The organism is Enterococcus rotai, from assembly GCF_001465345.1.
Classification (GTDB): domain Bacteria; phylum Bacillota; class Bacilli; order Lactobacillales; family Enterococcaceae; genus Enterococcus_L; species Enterococcus_L rotai.
The window spans coordinates 1,737,899-1,754,916 of record NZ_CP013655.1; the positions used below are offsets into that span (position 1 = coordinate 1,737,899).

Below are 17,018 nucleotides of genomic sequence, written 5' to 3' on the forward strand. Positions count from 1 at the left end.
GGAAGGAAGACTATATGAACTATTGGAATCGAGCATTATGCAGTGTTACAAGAAGAAAAGGAAAATCAATTATTTTATTTGCAGTTATTTTTATATTAGGCAATGTGATTGCAGGAGCGATCGCGATACAGCAATCAACCGCAAATGTCGAAAAGAAAATTAAACATGACCTAGGTGCGACAGTCAGTGTTGAGTTAGATTATCAAAAAATGATGGATGAAGGTCAGTCATTTTCACCAGATGCCTTAAAAGTCGAGGACATTAAAAAATTAGGCGATTCGACGTATGTTAAAGAATTTGACTATAATGTAAAAGCCAATCTTTTTGTGAAAAAAATCAAAACGTATGAAATGGAAAATGCTTCAACTATGGGCAATATGCCAAAAACCTTGAGTCTTAAAGGGAATAATTTACTCGAACCTTTGGACTTTAAGGATAAAAAAGTGAAATTAGTCGAGGGACGAACGTTTAAACAAGATGAGATCAATAGTGGCAAAGATGTTGCAATCATTTCAAAGAAAGTTGCCGAAGCAAATGGATTTAATGTTGGCGACAAAGTTGTTTTAGATAGTTCTGTCATGGATTTTAAGCAAGATGGATCAATGGAAGAACTGGCTAGTCAAGACCACCCCGTTGAAATCATTGGGATATTTGAACCTACAAGTGTTGAGAAGAAAAAGTCAGATGGCAAAGATCAAAAGGGCTTCGAAGCACAATTTATGGAGACAGAGCAGTTTAATACGGTTTATATGCCAAACGAAGCTGTGATGACTATTAATAAAGTCGAATTTGAAAAAGGGAAAGCATTAGTGCCTGATCGCTATAAAAAGGCCGATGGCACAGATGCAGCTGCAGAAGATATGAATCAAATTACCCCTATCTACGTGCTTAAATCGCCAGAAGATGTGGAGGCCTTTAAAGAAGAAGCGAAATCTTCGATTCCAGAGGGGTATAAATTGACCGCATCGACCGATCAGTATGATCAAGTTGGCGGTACGTTTAAAAAAATGTCACAAATTTCTGGTTATGTAGTTCTTTTAGCGATTGGCGCAACCTTATTGATTATTTCATTAGTCGTTATTCTCTTCTTGCGTGACCGTAAGCATGAATTGGGCATTTACTTATCGCTAGGTGAAACAAGGACAAAAGTGATGCAGCAGATTCTAATCGAATTATTGTTGATCAGTTTAGTAGCGATGTGCTTATCGTTGATCACTGGAAATCTGCTTGGAAAAATGGTTTCAGAATCGTTGATTGCGAGTGATGCCTTTGCTCAAGCAGGAGACGCAGCAAATAGTGGTGGTACCATGATGATTGGAGGGGCCGGAGCGAGTATGCCGACTTTAACAACGGAAGATGTTTCCAGCGCATATGAAGTGAAATTTTCAATCAGCTATATCCTGACATTCTTGATTGCAGGATTAAGTACGGTTCTATTATCTGCGGTTTTACCTTTAACCTATGTTTTGCGGTTGAATCCAAAGAAAATCATGATGTAGCTACATCATAAGTCAGCATCTCGGAAAAATGATAAAACATGAATGTGACAAGAAACGTCATATTCATATTTTCCTATTTTTCGTTGATGCTAAACGGGATTATTCAGCTTTTAAAACGAGGAGGAAACGAATATGACAATTTTACAAACAAAGAATGTGAGCTATTTTTATCAAGACGGAGATAAACGTCGCATGATTTTACAAGATACATCGATAAATTTTGAACAAGGACAATTCTATACGATTTTAGGACAGTCTGGTTCTGGTAAAACAACCTTCTTGTCATTGATCAGTGCCTTGGATGAACCTAAATCTGGGGAAGTTCTTTATAAAGGGCAAAATATTAAATCGATCGGATTAGAGAAATACCGCCGAGACGATATTAGTATTATTTTCCAAAGTTATAATTTAGTTCCTTATTTAACTGCTCTAGAAAATGTGCTAGTAGCAATGTCGATCACAGATAATGACATGCCAAAAGATAATCGCGAAGTAGCCTATAACTTATTAGATTATATTGGGATCAATAAAGCAAAGGCAGATCGTTTGGTCGGTCAGTTATCAGGTGGTGAGCAGCAGCGGGTAGCGATTGCCAGAGCTTTGGCAACAAACGTTGATATCATTCTTGCAGATGAACCAACCGGAAATTTAGATGAAGGGATGGAGCAAGAAATTGTTGATATCTTTAAAGATTTAGCCGAAACCCATAACAAATGTGTAATCGTTGTAACACACTCAAATGAAATAGCAAAGCAATCAGATAAAACCTATTTTTTAAAGCAAGGTGAGTTGATGCTGAATGAGTGATTTTTTATCTAATTTCAATAAATCGAATTATGATAATACCAAAGAGAAAAAATTACAAGATGGCTCTGATAAAAAAGAACAAACCAAACAGGAATCAGAAAGATCATCATCGAACGAACGAATTAGCGAAAAGAAAGATCCTGCTCAAGAGTCGATCGGGCCAGTTAATGTAACGGAGCCGAAAAAGGATCAGGATAAAATAGAGCAAGAACCAATGACACAAACAAGGAGTAGTCAGCCAGATGATGGAACCGAAATAGACCCAACTTACCATAAGAGAAGAAAACAAAAATTTAGATTGATTGGTATTGGGACCTTTGTAGCACTTTGTCTCCTGTATTTTGGCTACTATCAAATGACCCACGTAAAACTACCAGATTTTACTGGTAAAGATCTATCGGAAGCACGAGCATGGGCAACTGAAAATAAACTGAAATTAAAAGTTGATCAAACCTATAATAACAAGATAGAGACCAATAAAATTATTTCACAAAAGCCGAAAAAAGAGAGCAAAATTAAAAAAGGTTCCGAATTAATAGTAGAATCAAGTTTAGGGGCTGACCCAGAAGAAAAATTGACATTGCCAGATTTTATGACAATGAAAAAATCAGATGCGGAAAAGTGGATCAAAGAAAATAAAGCAGAGAATATTTCTTTGATCGATGAATACAACGAGACGTTAGAAAAAGGCAAGCCAGCTCGATTTGAAATCGTTAATAAAGAGGTCACAAAAGAGAATTACAAACGCAAAGACAAAGCGAATATGTATTATTCTAAAGGAAAAGAGACCTTTGAAAAAAATATTTCTGTCCCCGATTTTACTAAAAAAATGAAGACGGAAGTTGAAAGCTGGGCTAAAACAAATGATATAAAAGTAACCTATGAAGAAGCCAGTTCAGCAGAAATTCCAGCAGAAAGCATTATATCTCAAAGTGTTGCCAAAGACCAAAAGGTGGCTAAAAAAGATAGTTTAACGGTGACGGTATCTTTAGGTAAAGGTTACACAGTTCCTAATTTCGCTGACTATACACAAGAAGAAGCTGGAACTGCTGTAGATGGATTAACAGTTCAAGCCAAAAGTATTTTTACAAATAATGTACCGTACGGCCAGTTGATTTCTCAAAGTGTTGAGGCAGGAACTCAGTTGACAAGTAAAGATGATTTGAAAGTCAAAGTGTATTATTCTGCTGGTCAACCTTATCTCAAAGATTTGAGAGGAAACACAGTAGAAGGGGATCTACAAAAAAAATTCTATGAAGAATTCCAATCAAAAGGTGCAAATATTCAGTACACAGTCAAATACGTTGATTCAGCAGAACCTAAAGGAACTGTTGTCGGCATGAGTGCATACAATCTATATGTACCGTTAGAGTACACGGTGAATCTAGAAATTAGTTTGGGCAACCTAGCAGGCGGGTCAAATTACTCCCCTAAATCTCCTGAAAAAGGTTCTGAGGAGAAGGACATGTCACAGCCATAATCTAGAAAAAGGAGGCAAGAAAGGAGTTTTCTTGCCTCCTTTTTTTCATTTTTCTAAAACTATAAAATAAAATTTTGGTGAGAAATAGAATTTTATTGAACGAGAGGTCAAAATTAAGCAGCATAGATAAATGAAAAAAATTATAAAGAAATACTATTTTTGATGGAAATGACAAAAAATAAGAATGCTTTTTGATAATGATTATTTATTTATTGTTTTCACCTGAATATAGCTAATAAAGTGATTTTAAATTATGTATGATAATTTTTATGATTTAAATTTCTATTTTTTTCTTTATTTAATGGTTTTAGCACTTATTTATTTAGAGATTATTATTTTTTTCAAATGAAATGAAAGTGACGATTTTTTCTCATGAAATCCTCTTTTTTGTAGAGTTTATCAAAGTTTTCAGGAGTGGGTACAAAATATTGAAAAATTCCTCAATAAAAGCATGATATAATTTACACAAGTGCAGTTTTGTTAGTTAGGGGTGATAAACTATTATGATGCGAAGGGGAGAAATTTTTTATGCTAATCTCTCACCTGTTGTTGGTTCAGAGCAAGGAGGAATTAGACCAGTATTGATTATTCAAAATAATAAGGGGAACTTATTTAGTCCAACGTTGATCGTTGCACCTATTACGCGGAATGTGAATAAGAAAATGCAGCCGACTCAGGTCAAAGTGGATATACCTCATGACGATCGTATGACGCCGTCATTGGTATTACTAGAACAAATCCGAACATTGGATAAGGAACGAATCCTTCACAAAATTTGTCAGCTACAGGAAGAGGATATGTTGAAGGTCAATCAAGCATTGAAAATAAGTATTGGGATTCGTTGAATGGGAGTAGTACATAGATAAAGATATACATAAATATTCGTGGACAATGGATTGAATAAATTAGGGTGTATGGAATGATTAGACCAAACGATTCGCGAATATGCTTTTTTTATCAGATGAATGAGCCGTCATTTATTTGTATTTAGGGTGTGAAACAAAAGTGTTTTTTACTTTTGTCTCACACCTGTTTGTTTTTTATGAAGGAATCATCTCAAAGAAACTTTTTGAAATTTTCTCTGTTTATCGCTATAGTAGGATCAAAGGAGTCGATCAAGATGAAGGAAATTCACTATGGGATTTTGAGTACCGCCCAAATCGTGCCGCGCTTTGTAGAAGGAATCAAAAAAAGCCGGATGGGACAAGCAACCGCAATTGCATCAAGAAGCCTAGAAAAAGCAGAAAAGCTGGCAAAAGAGCTGGCTATTCCTAGAGCCTATGGTAGTTACGAAGAATTATGTATGGATGATGAGATAGATGTTGTCTATATTGCAACCTATAATAAAGGTCATTACGCAGCTGCAAAAATGGCATTGGCACATCACAAGCATGTTTTAGTTGAAAAGCCTTTTACATTACAGACTGATCAAGCAGAAGAATTATTTAAACTGGCAGAAAAAAATAGTTGTTTTTTGATGGAAGCACAGAAATCAGTCTTTTTACCAATTAGTTTACAAGTAAAAGAAGCGATCAAAACGAATAAAATTGGAAAGGTTCATTGGCTACAGTCGATTACAGCTTACCCAAATGTGGATCACATCAGTTGGTTTCACTCACTTGAAGCTGGCGGAGGAACCTTACATGGATCGGGAAGTTATCCGATCCAGTATATGCAATTTCTATTAGATCAGCCAATCAAAGAGACCAGTGGTAGCGTGACGAGACAAAAAGGTGCAACGGATGATCAAGTAAATTTAACGTTGAAGTTTCAAAATCAAACAGTAGCCAATATTTTTATTTCAGTAAAATTAGCTATTCCGAGTAAAATGACGATCTATGGTGAAAAAGGGCGGATAGAAATTCCCTATTTCTGGAAAACGAAACAAGCAACCATTTATTATGAAGATGGCAGCCAAGAAAAACTGACTGGCGATTTTGAAAGTGAATTCGTTTTTGAAGTTGAACACGTGAATGAATGCCTGCAAAATCATTTTTTGGAAAGCCCAGTAATGACAAGAAGAATGACTTTAGAAACAGTAAGCATAGTCGAACAACTCTATTCGGGTTGGCTGATAGAAGATGAGCAAGCATAAAGAGGTTGCAAACAAGGTATATCTGTGTTAAAGTAATCCTCATGCGACGAGTTGACTTAATCAGACAGTTTCGACTGTTCCGTTTTGACGGCTAGTGATTAACAAAACAACAGAGGCACATATGTTAAATCATACCTACCGGATGTAGGCGTGTCGGATAAATATTTTTGTGGAGAAGATGTTATCTATTTATTTTTATAAATACTGTGGTAAAAAAGAAGACTTCGGTCTTCTTTTTTGCTTATTAGCGTTATTTTATCTTTTTGAAATAGAGTTAGTTTGAGTTGGTGCAAAAAGCATTCAATAAGGGATAATTTTTATTGCACTAAAAAAAAGCGAGTATCCACGGTTAAAATACTAGGGTAAAGTAGTATTAAATAACGAATGATAGAATTTAAATAGGCCACTAAAAATAGTATACTAATAAAGTTGCACTTGTGTAAGTGCAACTTTTTTGTGTTGTTATGGGATAAAAATCAAGCTATAGTTCAAGTGTAAGGGAAAGAAAGTTGGTGAGTAGGATGTCGCTGCACTTATCAAAACGGGAAATAAAAATTTTGCTGCTGCTTTTAGATTTAGAAGACAGCGTGACAACAAAAGAATTGGCAGAAACCTTTCAAGTTAGTGTGCGGACAATTAAATATGATTTAGAAAATGTCCGGGATTGGTTTAACGAACAAAACGTATTGCTACAAACCCGCCGCAACAAAGGGATTTGGTTGGAAATACCTGATTCAGAACGTTTGACCTTGAAAAATGAAATTATCGAAGTTGAGAGATTTGAAACCTATCCTGATCAAGAATTACGGGTTAATCAGTTGATTTTCCGTTTGTTGTTAGCCCAATCAGCCTTGACTTCTCAGGAGTTGGCGGATGAACTGCAGGTGAGTAGAAATACCATCATTAATGATTTGGACCGTGTAGATGAGTTGATTCAACACTACAATCTAAAACTTAATCGTCAAAGTCGCCAAGGATTTTCGATCATTGGTGAAGAAAGCAAGATTCGTTTGCTGATGGAATATATCACGCAAAAGGAAATAACCGAATATGATATTTATCAAATCATGAGTTACTTTGTTCAGTCCGGACAACAGAAAAAAATGCAGGAAGTCCATGTTGGTGTCAATACGATTTTTCAAAAAATCTACCAAGTTGCGCTAAAAGAAATGACAGGACTTTTGGATCCTTCTTTATTCGATCAATTTAACTATGCTGAAATTCTTTCGATCACATTGCGAGTGGCGATTGCGTCATCTAGAATGCAGCTCCATCATACGGTCGGGACTTATAAGATGTTGACGAATCAAAAAGTGTTGCAGCAAAAGCAAGAGTTGCCGTTTTTATTGATGAAAAAAGTTTTCGATCATTATGAATTACCGCTTTTAGCAGATGAATATTTCTATATTTATAGCGATGTCTTTGTAGCGAATAATCAGCAGGACATCGTAGGGCTGACAGAAGAGTTGATCAAGGATGTCTCAGAAGAAATCAAATTTCCCTTTTATCGAGATCGGCAATTATTTACAAATCTTTTTGCTCATTTATCCTTACGATTAACTAAGAAACACCTCTTTATAAATGAGTACAATCCGTTTGTTGATGATATCAAGGCAAAGTATCCACAATTATTTTCAGCGATCCAGCTGGCTAGTCAAAGTGATATTGTCGGATCAGCATTGTTGATCAATGATTCATTTATCGCCTATATTGCGTTGCACTTTTTGGTGGCTTACGAGAAAAATCTTCATGAAGTCAATGTTGTCCGAATTGTCTATGTTTGTTCCACAGGTTTAGGGGTAACGAGTTTGATCGAGCAAAAAATTTTAGAAGAAGTTTCAAATGTTGAAATTGCTGGGTTTGCTTCTGTTTTAAATGCAGTTGATGTAATAGAAGAAAAAAATCCCGACTTAGTTTTGAGTATTTTTCCAATAGAAATCGTGAATCGTCCGTTTATCAAAGTGAATCCGCTACCGACACAAGCAGATCTTAATACTGTTCAAGAAGAGGTCAATAAAATTTTGACACACACGAAATCAGGAAAAGTACCACGCTTGATTCCTCGACAACAGGTTAAAGAAAAACAAGGAATCGAGGCGGAAAGCCGAGATATTCTTGTACGAGCCTATGTGATTTATGAAGAGCTGCTCAAGGCTTTTGCAGAGAAATTGACTCAAGAGTATAAGGAAGCATTTTTACTACACGTGATGTTGATGGTCCACCGGATTACGTTTGATAGTCAATATGAAAATGAAGGCAATATTGTGAAAGAAACCTTATTAGCTCAACAAGAACTGGTAGAACAAATCGAACGGATTTTTGCTAAGAATGATTTGATGGTTAATCAAGCAGAAATTACTGCTTTATTGAATTATATAAGAGAGGAGGAGCACGTATGAAGTTAACGGACGATGCTCAAAAAATCATTGATGAAAGTCCGAATAAAGTTGAGTTGGAGGCAGCACTTGAACAAATCAACGAGTTATTAGAAGAACAAGTAATTCAACCGACTGAATTACAATGGACGATTTTGATCAATCACGTTAATGAAATGATCAAACGGTCGATTGCAGGAGAAAAAATGTCTGGGGTCGATCCACAAATGTTTGAAGAAGTATCTAAAGAGGCACTAATGATTTCAGATAAAGTTGTTCAACACATCGGTAATTTACCGCAAGATGAAATGTACGTATTATCCATTCATTTTGAAGCAGCTAGACAAAATGAATCATGAGAAAGACTCGCTATTATTAGATTTAAAAACTATCTAGCTTTGCAGGCTAGCCTGTTCAGCTTTTAAAAATTGGAGGAATTATTATGATAACAGTAGTAATCGCAGATCGCTTAGGAAAAGGTCAAAATGTAGCAAAAGGGGTAGAAGCCGCAGGAGGAAAAGCAGTTGTTGTTCCAGGAATGGGTGCAGATATGCGTTTAGGTGACGTGATGCAGCAAGAAAATGCAGATCTTGGCATCTCATTTTGTGGAAGTGGTGGTGCTGGAGCGTTAACAGCAGCAACAAAATATGGGTATCCAGAACGTCATGGTATGCGTTCAATCGATGAAGGTGTAACGGCGATCAATGATGGCAAAACAGTTTTAGGCTTTGGTTTTATGGATCAAGAAGAATTAGGTAAGCGGATTGTTGAAGCGTATATGAAAAAGAATGGCTGATTAGCGGCTGGTATCTAGCTACGCGGGCTAGCACTATGCTCTGCTTCGATCTCATCAATTCCTAAGAGCTAAAGCTCCAAGGATTGAAGGTCTTCGGAAAAAAGATAAAATCTGCCTGTGGCAAAAAGCGCCACAAACATATTTTCCTATTTTTCTGTCAGAGCTGAACGAGCCCGTTCCGCTTTTAAATTTAGGAGGGAAAAACCAATGGAGAAAGTAACTGTAAAAAAACGTCAGGTCATTCAGGTCGAAGGAACAGGAAAAGAGAAGAATCTAGCCTTTGCTAATGCTCTAAATCAAATTCATAATCGTGTCTTAAAAGAAAAAGATGATGTGATCGTTAGAATCGAGCCGCTTGATATTCAAATTGTAAAGGCAGAACAAGAAACCTTTACAGAACGTTTTTTCTTTTTCTTCTTACCGCGAACACGGGCTGATTATCGTGTGTTGCTGGATGTTGAGGTAGAAATCACCTTGATCGAAATGGAGACAGTTCCGTTTGTAGAGAAAAGAGTTGCTGATCCAAACGGTCTTCCCCTCCCTTTTGGCAAGAAAAAACGAATGCAGAAGGAGGCAAATTAAATGGATGTTTTAGTCGTTTTACTCAAGTCTTTATTGATTGGGGGAGTAGTTGGATTTGCGGCAGGAGCAGGAGCTGCCAGAATGTTTCATGCACCGAGCACACAGGGATTAGGTGCATTTAGAACATTAGGTGAGATGAATGCCTGTGAGGGAGATGCAGCGAGTCATTTTTCTTTTGGGCTAGGGTTCTTCTTTAATGCTTGGGCGTCAACAGTGGGTGCTGGAGCCTTTACACAAGATGTAGATCATCGTGTAATACCTAACTGGGCAGCTGCAGCTTTATTAGTAAAAAATAAAAATGTTGCTGAAACAATGCATAATCCTAAGAAAATGGGGATTTCAGGTGCAATCATTGGGATGTTGGTCGTTGCATTCTTAAATACGACAGCTTCAGCAATTCCTGAGTCACTACAAGTAACGGCAGTCGCTGTCTTAGTGCCAGCAGCAAATCTTTTGATCAACACAGTAATGCCAGTTTTATTCTGGTTAGCAGCAATCGATGCTGGTAAACGTTCAGGTCTTTGGGCAACAATTTTTGGCGGACTTGCAACGATGATCATGGGCAATGCTGTTCCTGGTGTTGTACTTGGAATTTTGATTGGTAAAGGTGTAGATGAAATTGGTTGGAACAAGGTAACGAAAAGTATGATGGCGGCAGTTATTCTATTATTTGTCTTTAGTGCCTTTTTCCGTGGCTTTGATTTACAAATGATTGAAAGCTTCCGCTTACAGATTCCAGGCTGGCTACAAAATATGCATGATGTTTTTAGTATTGGTAAATAATTCAGAAGAAAGTGAGGAACTGAAATGGATGAAATAGTAGAGTTGGAAAAAAAGAATTTTTGGTTTGCTGATTGGTCATTTCCGATTTTAGTTGGCTTATTGTCAGCAGGTGTTTTTGCTGGAACACATATGTATATTGAACATGGTGTGGGAGCTTTTAATGAGGTAGCGATCGTGGCTATGTTAAAAGCTGGAATGGACGGTGGTTCATATGGTGCAGCTGCAGCATTTGGTGCAAGTTTCTTATTTGCCCGAATTTTGGAAGGATCACTTGTTGGAATTTTAGATATTGGCGGTGCGATCTTAACAGGAGTTGGAATTGGCGTTCCAGCGATTCTATTGAGTATGGGGATCACAGCACCTGTTGAAAATTTTGGACTTTCCTTATTAACTGGGATGGTTCTTGGTTTAATTATCGGTGGCATTATTATTGTGATTCGCAAATTTACGATCAACCAGTCAAATTCCACTTTTGGTGCAGATGTTATGATGGGCGCTGGAAATGCTTCAGGTAGATTCTTAGGTCCTTTGATCATTATTAGCGCGTGTGGTGCTTCTGCACCAATCGGTATTGGCTCGATTATTGGCGCTGTGATTTTCTATGTGTGGAAAAAGCCGATTGCTGGTGGCGCAATACTCGGTGCAATGATCTTTGGTGCAATATTCCCGGTTGATTTACCTAGTTAAAGATGAAGAAATGTTGCACTTTCCTTTTGAAAACCGTTTACATTATAATGTTACCATGTTATTATGAATGGGAAATAATTTGATTTTTTATTCATATTAATTTTTTGAACGGAGGACAAAAGAAATGAATGGTTTTGTGCAGTGGATGGAAGTAAAATTGATGCCGATTGCCAATAAATTTGGCTCTCAAAGACACATGACAGCAATTAGAAAGGGACTTATCGCAACGATGCCTTTGACAATTGTTGGTGCCTTTTTCACCGTATTTCAGAATATTCCAATTGATGCTTATATGAAGTTTATTGAGCCTTATCAAGCAGTGTTGGATATTCCATCTCGTTATACAATGGGGATTTTGGCGTTGTATGCAACTTTTGGGATTGCCTCTTCCTTGGCAACAAGTTACAAATTGGATTCTTTGACTTGTGGCATCTTGGCGGTGATGGCCTTTTTGGTCACAGCAGCACCCCCAACAAGAGTTTTTGAAGATGTTAAAGATGTTATCGGGGCTGGGCGTTATATTAATTTAGCGAATATTGGTTCAGCTTCATTATTTGGGGCAATCGTGACAGCACTTGTCTCTGTTGAAATTTATCGTTTCTTTATTCAAAAGGATATTACAATCAAAATGCCAGATGGTGTTCCACCAGAAGTATCTAATTCATTTATCGCGTTGATTCCTGGCGCTGTGATTTTATTGTTATTCTGGGTGATTCGTCATGTGATTGGTTTTGATTTAAATGGTTTCCTAAGTACTTTATTAATGCCATTGAAAGATACGTTAGCCGGAAATAGTTTATTTGGTGGACTACTTACAGTCTTCTTGATCTGTTTCTTCTGGGTTTTAGGGATTCACGGACCAGCGATTATGGGACCTGTTATCAGACCGTTTTGGGATATGTCGATTGCAGAAAATACACTTGCTTTCCAAGAAGGTGCCTCTGTTCATCATTTACCGAATATCTTTACTGAACAATTTTTACAATGGTTTATCTGGATCGGCGGTGCTGGTACTACTTTAGCTTTAGTCGTTTTAATGATGTTTTCTAAATCAACGTACCTGAAAAGTTTAGGTCGTTTATCTTTCTTACCAGGTTTATTCAATATTAATGAACCAGTGATTTTTGGTACACCGATTGTCATGAACCCGATCTTAGGGATTCCATTTATCGTGGCACCTTTGATCACAACAACATTTTCTTACTTTTTAACGGTCACAAATGTCATCCCGATGATGGCGGCCCGTTTACCATTTGCCATACCGGCACCTGTTGCTGCTTGGATGAGTACAAACTGGAGTGTTCCAGCAGCCCTACTTGTCTGTGTCAACTTTGCAATTACTTTGGCGATCTACTACCCGTTCTTCAAAGTATACGAAAAACAACAATTAGACAAAGAAGCAGAAGAGTTAGCAGCTGAACAAAAAGCGAAAGCAGCTGCTTAATTAAAATGAGAGGGAGGGTAGTCGCTGTACTACCCTCTTTGGTGATTAAGGTCATGATAATTTGGTTCATCGTATTTTTTATTCTTAGTCAAGTAATGATTGAAAGAAACTGGCTGCCTACAAGATTTACAGATTTACGCTTGCTTCATCTATGTGTGGCTTCAATAGGGGTGATTTTTCTAGCGATCGTAGTTGGGATTTTAGTTAAACAACCGCTATTCATAGTAGGAAGTGTCACCATTTTGTGCAGCTCAGTTATTTCTTGGAAGTACAGACATAAATTCGACCATATAAAGCGAGGGCAAAATCAATGAAAAGAGCATTAGGGGTATCTGTTTACCCAGATCATAGTGAAATAGAAAAAGATAAAGCTTATTTAAAAAAGGCAAGTGAATGTGGATTTTCACGGATCTTTATGAGTATGTTGGAAGTAACTGAAGGAAAAGAAGTAGTGAAAGAAAAGTTTAAGTCATTGATTTCCTATGCAAAAGGTTTAGGCTACGAAACGATTTTAGATGTAGCACCGAATATTTTTGACGAATTAGAAATTTCGTATGATGATTTAACCTTCTTTTATGAAACGGGCGCTGATGGCATTCGTTTGGATGTAGGATTTGATGGTAATAAAGAAGCAAAGTTGACCTTTAATCCTTTTGATTTAGCGATCGAATTGAATATGAGTAATGATGTGGCTTATCTAGATAATATTTTGACTTATGAAGCCAATGTGCCATTTCTTTACGGTTGTCATAATTTTTATCCGCAAGAAGGTACGGCATTGCCGTATGATTTCTTTGAGCGTTGTAGTGTTCGCTTCAAAAAGCATGGCATTCGCACAGCAGCGTTTATCAATTCTCAAGCAGGCAAAATCGGTCCATGGGATGTCAATGATGGGTTGCCAACATTAGAAATGCACCGACATTTACCAGTAGATGTTCAAACGAAACATTTATTTGCGACAGGTCTGATCGATGATGTGATTATAGGCAATGCTTATGCGTCAGATGAAGAATTAGAGTTGTTAGGTAGCTTAAATCGTTATCAATTAGAATTAGCAGTGGAATTTACGAAAGAGGCAAGTGACGTTGAAAAAGAAATTACATTGACAGAACAGCATTTTCGCCGTGGAGACATTACAGATCAAGTGGTTCGTTCTACTGAAGTTCGTAAAAAATACCAACATAAAGCCAATCCAGCGCATGATAATACCCAAGAGTTTCAAGTAGGTGATGTTGTGATCGGTAATGATGCATTCGGGAAATACAAAAATGAACTGCAAATTGTTTTACAGCCGCATTCAGACGACCGTAAAAATAAAGTAGGGCAAATAACAGAGAAAGAATTGTTGTTGTTAGATTTTGTAAAACCCTGGACAAAATTTAGATTTACAGAAAAGTAGGGGATAAAATGAGTTACGACTTAATTATAAAAAATGGCAAAACCATTGAAGGAAAACCGATAGAAGTAGCAATCAATGCTGGAAAAATCGTAAAAATTTCAGAAAAAATCGAAGCAGATAGTAAAGAACAAATCGAATTAGCCACTGATACTTATCTATCAGCTGGTTGGATTGACGATCATGTTCATTGTTTTGAAAAAATGACTTTATACTACGATTTTCCAGATGAAATTGGTGTTAAAAAAGGCGTAACAACCGTAATTGATGCGGGTACGACAGGTGCAGAAAATATCCATGAATTTTATGACTTAGCCAAAAAAGCGAAAACCAATGTGTATGCTTTAGTGAATATTTCAAAATGGGGGATTGTTGAACAAGACGAATTGGCAGATCTTAGTAAGGTGAAAAAAGAATTAGTTCATAAAGCATTGACTGAACTGCCAGATTTTGTTGTAGGAATCAAAGCCCGCATGAGTAAAACGGTGATTGGGGACAATGGGATCACTCCTTTAGAAATGGCTAAGAAGATTCAAAAAGCAAACAATGATCTGCCTCTGATGGTGCATATCGGCTCGGCTCCACCAGAATTGGATGAAATCCTAGCAAATATGTCTAAAGGTGACGTACTGACCCATTGTTTCAATGGCAAACCAAACGGGATTTTGGATCAATCAACAGATAAGATTAAAAAATTTGCATGGGAAGCCTATGATAAAGGGATTGTTTTTGATATTGGTCACGGAACGGACAGTTTCAATTTTCGTGTTGCTGAAACGGCATTATCTGAAGGCATGAAAGCAACATCAATCAGCACAGATATTTATATCCGCAATCGTGAAAAAGGACCTGTGCATGATTTAGCTACTACAATGGAAAAATTACGTGTAGTTGGTTATGACTGGTCTGAAATCATTGAAAAAGTAACCATTGCTCCTGCTGAAAATTTTCGATTTGAGTCAAAAGGTCAGTTGAAAGAAGGATATGATGCTGATATCACGATCTTTACAATTGAAGCAGGTCAAAAGATCTTGACGGATTCCAACGGATTTACCAGAGAAGCAAAAGAATTGATCAAACCTGTAAATACCATTATTGGAGGAACAGTCTATGACAATTAGTTATGAAAAATTCAACCTAAAAGAAGTCATCAATGCCTCAGGTAGAATGACGATTTTAGGGGTATCAAAAGTGTCAGAAAATGTCTTAGCTGCTCAAAAATTTGGCGGCGAACATTTCTTTGAAATGAGCGAGTTAAGTATTCATACAGGTGCTTATTTAGCGAAACTTTTAGGAGTTGAAGATGCCCAAGTCGTTTCTTCTGCATCTGCCGGAATTGCGCAATGTGTGGCAGCGTTGATCGGTGAAGGGTCCGTTTATCACGCTTATCATCCGTATACTGATAAAGTGACCAAACGTGAAATCATCCTACCAAAAGGGCATAATGTCGATTACGGCACACCTGTCGAAGTAATGGTCGAACAAGGTGGTGGTCAAGTTGTAGAGGCTGGTTACGCTAATATGTGTTCACCAGAACATATCGACATGATGATCACGGATCAAACAGCTGCGATTCTTTATATCAAGAGTCATCATACTGTTCAAAAAAGTATGTTAAGTGTTGAAGAAGCAGCAACCATAGCGCAGAAACATAAGTTACCGTTGATTGTGGATGCTGCAGCAGAAGAGGACCTGTTCAAATACATCAAAGCAGGTGCAGATTTAGTGATTTATAGTGGTGCAAAGGCTATCGAAGGTCCAAGTGCCGGACTGGTGATCGGGAAAAAAGACTACATCGAGTGGATCCGTCTCCAAGGCAAAGGCATCGGCCGTGCAATGAAAATCGGCAAAGACAATATCTTAGGCTTTACCCAAGCTGTGGAAGATTACGTGAAAAACGGCAGTGAATCAGGCGAGTCGATGCAAGCACGATTATCACCATTTATTGAGGGACTGAATCAGATCACAAATATTGAAGCCAAAAGCGTTCAAGATGGAGCGGGCAGAGATATTTACCGTGCTAGTATCAAAGTAAGCGGCACAAAATCAGCCAAAGAAGTCATCCAAGAACTAAGCGCTGAGAGCCCAGCAATATATACTCGTGAATACCAAGCCAACAACGGTATCATCGAATTCGATATCCGTTCAGTCAATGAAGAAGAAATGAATAAAATCGTGACTCGTTTAACCGAAATCATGAAATAAAAAAATTATAAACAGGAGTGAATCAATCATGACATTAACACCAAATTATTTAGAAAACCGTATTTGCCTAAACGTCCTAGCCAACTCAGTAGAAAATGCGAAAGACTGTTATGAAGCAGCAGAAGGACACATTGTATTAGGTGTATTATCTAAAAACTATCCAACCGATGAAGCCGCGATCGAAGACATGAAAAAATACGCCGCTGCAACAAACAATGCTTTATCAGTTGGTTTAGGTGCAGGTGATCCAAATCAAAGCCAAATGGTATCAAGAATTTCAAAAGAATTACAACCCCAACACGTAAACCAAGTCTTTACAGGTGTAGGTACATCACGTGCATTATTAGGCCAAAACGAAACAATCGTCAATGGTTTAGTATCACCAACAGGTAAAGTAGGTATTGTCAATATCGCTACAGGTCCTCTAAGCTCACAAACCCCAGCAGGAGAAGTGACGATCGAAACAGCGATTCGTTTATTACAAGACATGGGCGGCAGCTCAATCAAATTCTTCCCAATGAAAGGTTTAGCACATATCGAAGAATATAAGGCAGTCGCTGAAGCGTGTGCTAAATATGACTTCTACCTAGAGCCAACAGGGGGAATCGATTTAGAAAACTTTGAAGAAATCGTACAAATCGCAGTAGATGCCGGCGTGAAAAAGATTATCCCTCACGTATACAGCTCAATCATCGATTCCGCAACAGGGGATACAAGACCAGAAGATGTGAAAACATTACTTGGTATGATCAAAAATACATTGGAAAAATAAAAGCTGAGTGAGCTCGTTCAGCGTTGACAGAAAAATAGGAAAATATGCCTCGTTCATATTTTGTCTTTTTTCCGAAACGCAAGCTCACAAAGCTAGA

16 protein-coding genes are annotated in these 17,018 nt (G+C 37.5%); all 16 read left to right on the forward strand.

All coding sequences use genetic code 11. The annotated features are described in order from the left end of the window. Window positions 1-14: 14 nt before the first annotated feature. Entirely contained in the window at window positions 15-1,499 is a 1,485-nt protein-coding gene (locus ATZ35_RS08025) for an ABC transporter permease (RefSeq protein ID WP_208930298.1), read from the forward strand. Window positions 1,500-1,631: 132 nt separating this feature from the next. After that, a complete protein-coding gene (locus tag ATZ35_RS08030) occupies window positions 1,632-2,306 on the forward strand; it encodes an ABC transporter ATP-binding protein (RefSeq protein ID WP_208930299.1) in 675 nt (224 codons plus the stop codon). After that, a complete protein-coding gene (locus ATZ35_RS08035) occupies window positions 2,299-3,786 on the forward strand; it encodes a PASTA domain-containing protein (protein ID WP_208930300.1) in 1,488 nt (495 codons plus the stop codon). Before ATZ35_RS08030 ends, ATZ35_RS08035 begins: the two co-directional genes overlap by 8 nt. Window positions 3,787-4,289: 503 nt before the next feature. Then, the gene (locus ATZ35_RS08040) at window positions 4,290-4,631 is read left to right on the forward strand and encodes a type II toxin-antitoxin system PemK/MazF family toxin (RefSeq protein ID WP_208930301.1); all 342 of its coding nucleotides are present in this window, start codon (window positions 4,290-4,292) and stop codon (window positions 4,629-4,631) included. A gap of 275 nt (window positions 4,632-4,906) precedes the next feature. Then, window positions 4,907-5,881 (forward strand): Gfo/Idh/MocA family protein, encoded by a 975-nt coding sequence (locus tag ATZ35_RS08045; protein WP_208930302.1) that lies wholly within the window; start codon window positions 4,907-4,909, stop codon window positions 5,879-5,881. Between the two features lie 521 nt (window positions 5,882-6,402). Continuing rightward, a complete protein-coding gene (locus ATZ35_RS08050) occupies window positions 6,403-8,280 on the forward strand; it encodes a BglG family transcription antiterminator (RefSeq protein WP_208930303.1) in 1,878 nt (625 codons plus the stop codon). Further along, window positions 8,277-8,615: a PRD domain-containing protein gene (locus tag ATZ35_RS08055; RefSeq protein WP_208930304.1), complete on the forward strand. Its 339-nt coding sequence runs from the start codon at window positions 8,277-8,279 to the stop codon at window positions 8,613-8,615. Before ATZ35_RS08050 ends, ATZ35_RS08055 begins: the two co-directional genes overlap by 4 nt. Window positions 8,616-8,698: 83 nt before the next feature. Further along, on the forward strand, window positions 8,699-9,052 hold the full coding sequence (locus ATZ35_RS08060; RefSeq protein WP_010771052.1) for a glycine-rich SFCGS family protein: 354 nt from the start codon (window positions 8,699-8,701) through the stop codon (window positions 9,050-9,052). 207 nt (window positions 9,053-9,259) lie between these two features. After that, window positions 9,260-9,634 carry a DUF4312 family protein gene (locus ATZ35_RS08065; protein WP_208930305.1) on the forward strand — a complete coding sequence of 125 codons (375 nt, stop codon included), beginning with the start codon at window positions 9,260-9,262 and terminating at the stop codon, window positions 9,632-9,634. Further along, a complete protein-coding gene (locus ATZ35_RS08070; protein ID WP_208930306.1) occupies window positions 9,635-10,417 on the forward strand; it encodes a DUF4311 domain-containing protein in 783 nt (260 codons plus the stop codon). It abuts the gene before it with no gap. A 24-nt stretch (window positions 10,418-10,441) separates the two neighbouring features. After that, window positions 10,442-11,104 carry a DUF4310 family protein gene (locus tag ATZ35_RS08075; RefSeq protein ID WP_208930307.1) on the forward strand — a complete coding sequence of 221 codons (663 nt, stop codon included), beginning with the start codon at window positions 10,442-10,444 and terminating at the stop codon, window positions 11,102-11,104. A 124-nt stretch (window positions 11,105-11,228) separates the two neighbouring features. Next, a complete protein-coding gene (locus ATZ35_RS08080; protein WP_208930308.1) occupies window positions 11,229-12,548 on the forward strand; it encodes a PTS sugar transporter subunit IIC in 1,320 nt (439 codons plus the stop codon). Window positions 12,549-12,858: 310 nt separating this feature from the next. After that, window positions 12,859-13,947, forward strand: coding sequence for a DUF871 domain-containing protein (locus ATZ35_RS08085; RefSeq protein WP_208930309.1), 1,089 nt, complete (start codon window positions 12,859-12,861; stop codon window positions 13,945-13,947). 8 nt (window positions 13,948-13,955) lie between these two features. Next, on the forward strand, window positions 13,956-15,065 hold the full coding sequence (locus ATZ35_RS08090; protein WP_208930310.1) for an amidohydrolase/deacetylase family metallohydrolase: 1,110 nt from the start codon (window positions 13,956-13,958) through the stop codon (window positions 15,063-15,065). Then, window positions 15,055-16,149 (forward strand): DgaE family pyridoxal phosphate-dependent ammonia lyase, encoded by a 1,095-nt coding sequence (locus tag ATZ35_RS08095; RefSeq protein WP_208930311.1) that lies wholly within the window; start codon window positions 15,055-15,057, stop codon window positions 16,147-16,149. The genes ATZ35_RS08090 and ATZ35_RS08095 overlap by 11 nt, the downstream gene beginning before the upstream one ends. A 28-nt stretch (window positions 16,150-16,177) precedes the next feature. Further along, complete coding sequence (gene dagF / locus ATZ35_RS08100; protein ID WP_208930312.1) at window positions 16,178-16,921, forward strand: 2-dehydro-3-deoxy-phosphogluconate aldolase; 744 nt, start codon at window positions 16,178-16,180, stop codon at window positions 16,919-16,921. Window positions 16,922-17,018 lie beyond the last annotated feature (97 nt).

Coding starts and splice junctions, on each gene's coding strand:
- ATZ35_RS08090 (WP_208930310.1), top strand. CDS start 13,956: ATGAGTTACGACTTAATTATAAAAAATGGCAAAACCATTGAAGGAAAA.
- ATZ35_RS08070 (WP_208930306.1), top strand. CDS start 9,635: ATGGATGTTTTAGTCGTTTTACTCAAGTCTTTATTGATTGGGGGAGTA.
- dagF (WP_208930312.1), top strand. CDS start 16,178: ATGACATTAACACCAAATTATTTAGAAAACCGTATTTGCCTAAACGTC.
- ATZ35_RS08095 (WP_208930311.1), top strand. CDS start 15,055: ATGACAATTAGTTATGAAAAATTCAACCTAAAAGAAGTCATCAATGCC.
- ATZ35_RS08035 (WP_208930300.1), top strand. CDS start 2,299: ATGAGTGATTTTTTATCTAATTTCAATAAATCGAATTATGATAATACC.
- ATZ35_RS08050 (WP_208930303.1), top strand. CDS start 6,403: ATGTCGCTGCACTTATCAAAACGGGAAATAAAAATTTTGCTGCTGCTT.
- ATZ35_RS08085 (WP_208930309.1), top strand. CDS start 12,859: ATGAAAAGAGCATTAGGGGTATCTGTTTACCCAGATCATAGTGAAATA.
- ATZ35_RS08080 (WP_208930308.1), top strand. CDS start 11,229: ATGAATGGTTTTGTGCAGTGGATGGAAGTAAAATTGATGCCGATTGCC.
- ATZ35_RS08045 (WP_208930302.1), top strand. CDS start 4,907: ATGAAGGAAATTCACTATGGGATTTTGAGTACCGCCCAAATCGTGCCG.
- ATZ35_RS08025 (WP_208930298.1), top strand. CDS start 15: ATGAACTATTGGAATCGAGCATTATGCAGTGTTACAAGAAGAAAAGGA.
- ATZ35_RS08065 (WP_208930305.1), top strand. CDS start 9,260: ATGGAGAAAGTAACTGTAAAAAAACGTCAGGTCATTCAGGTCGAAGGA.
- ATZ35_RS08060 (WP_010771052.1), top strand. CDS start 8,699: ATGATAACAGTAGTAATCGCAGATCGCTTAGGAAAAGGTCAAAATGTA.
- ATZ35_RS08030 (WP_208930299.1), top strand. CDS start 1,632: ATGACAATTTTACAAACAAAGAATGTGAGCTATTTTTATCAAGACGGA.
- ATZ35_RS08075 (WP_208930307.1), top strand. CDS start 10,442: ATGGATGAAATAGTAGAGTTGGAAAAAAAGAATTTTTGGTTTGCTGAT.
- ATZ35_RS08055 (WP_208930304.1), top strand. CDS start 8,277: ATGAAGTTAACGGACGATGCTCAAAAAATCATTGATGAAAGTCCGAAT.
- ATZ35_RS08040 (WP_208930301.1), top strand. CDS start 4,290: ATGATGCGAAGGGGAGAAATTTTTTATGCTAATCTCTCACCTGTTGTT.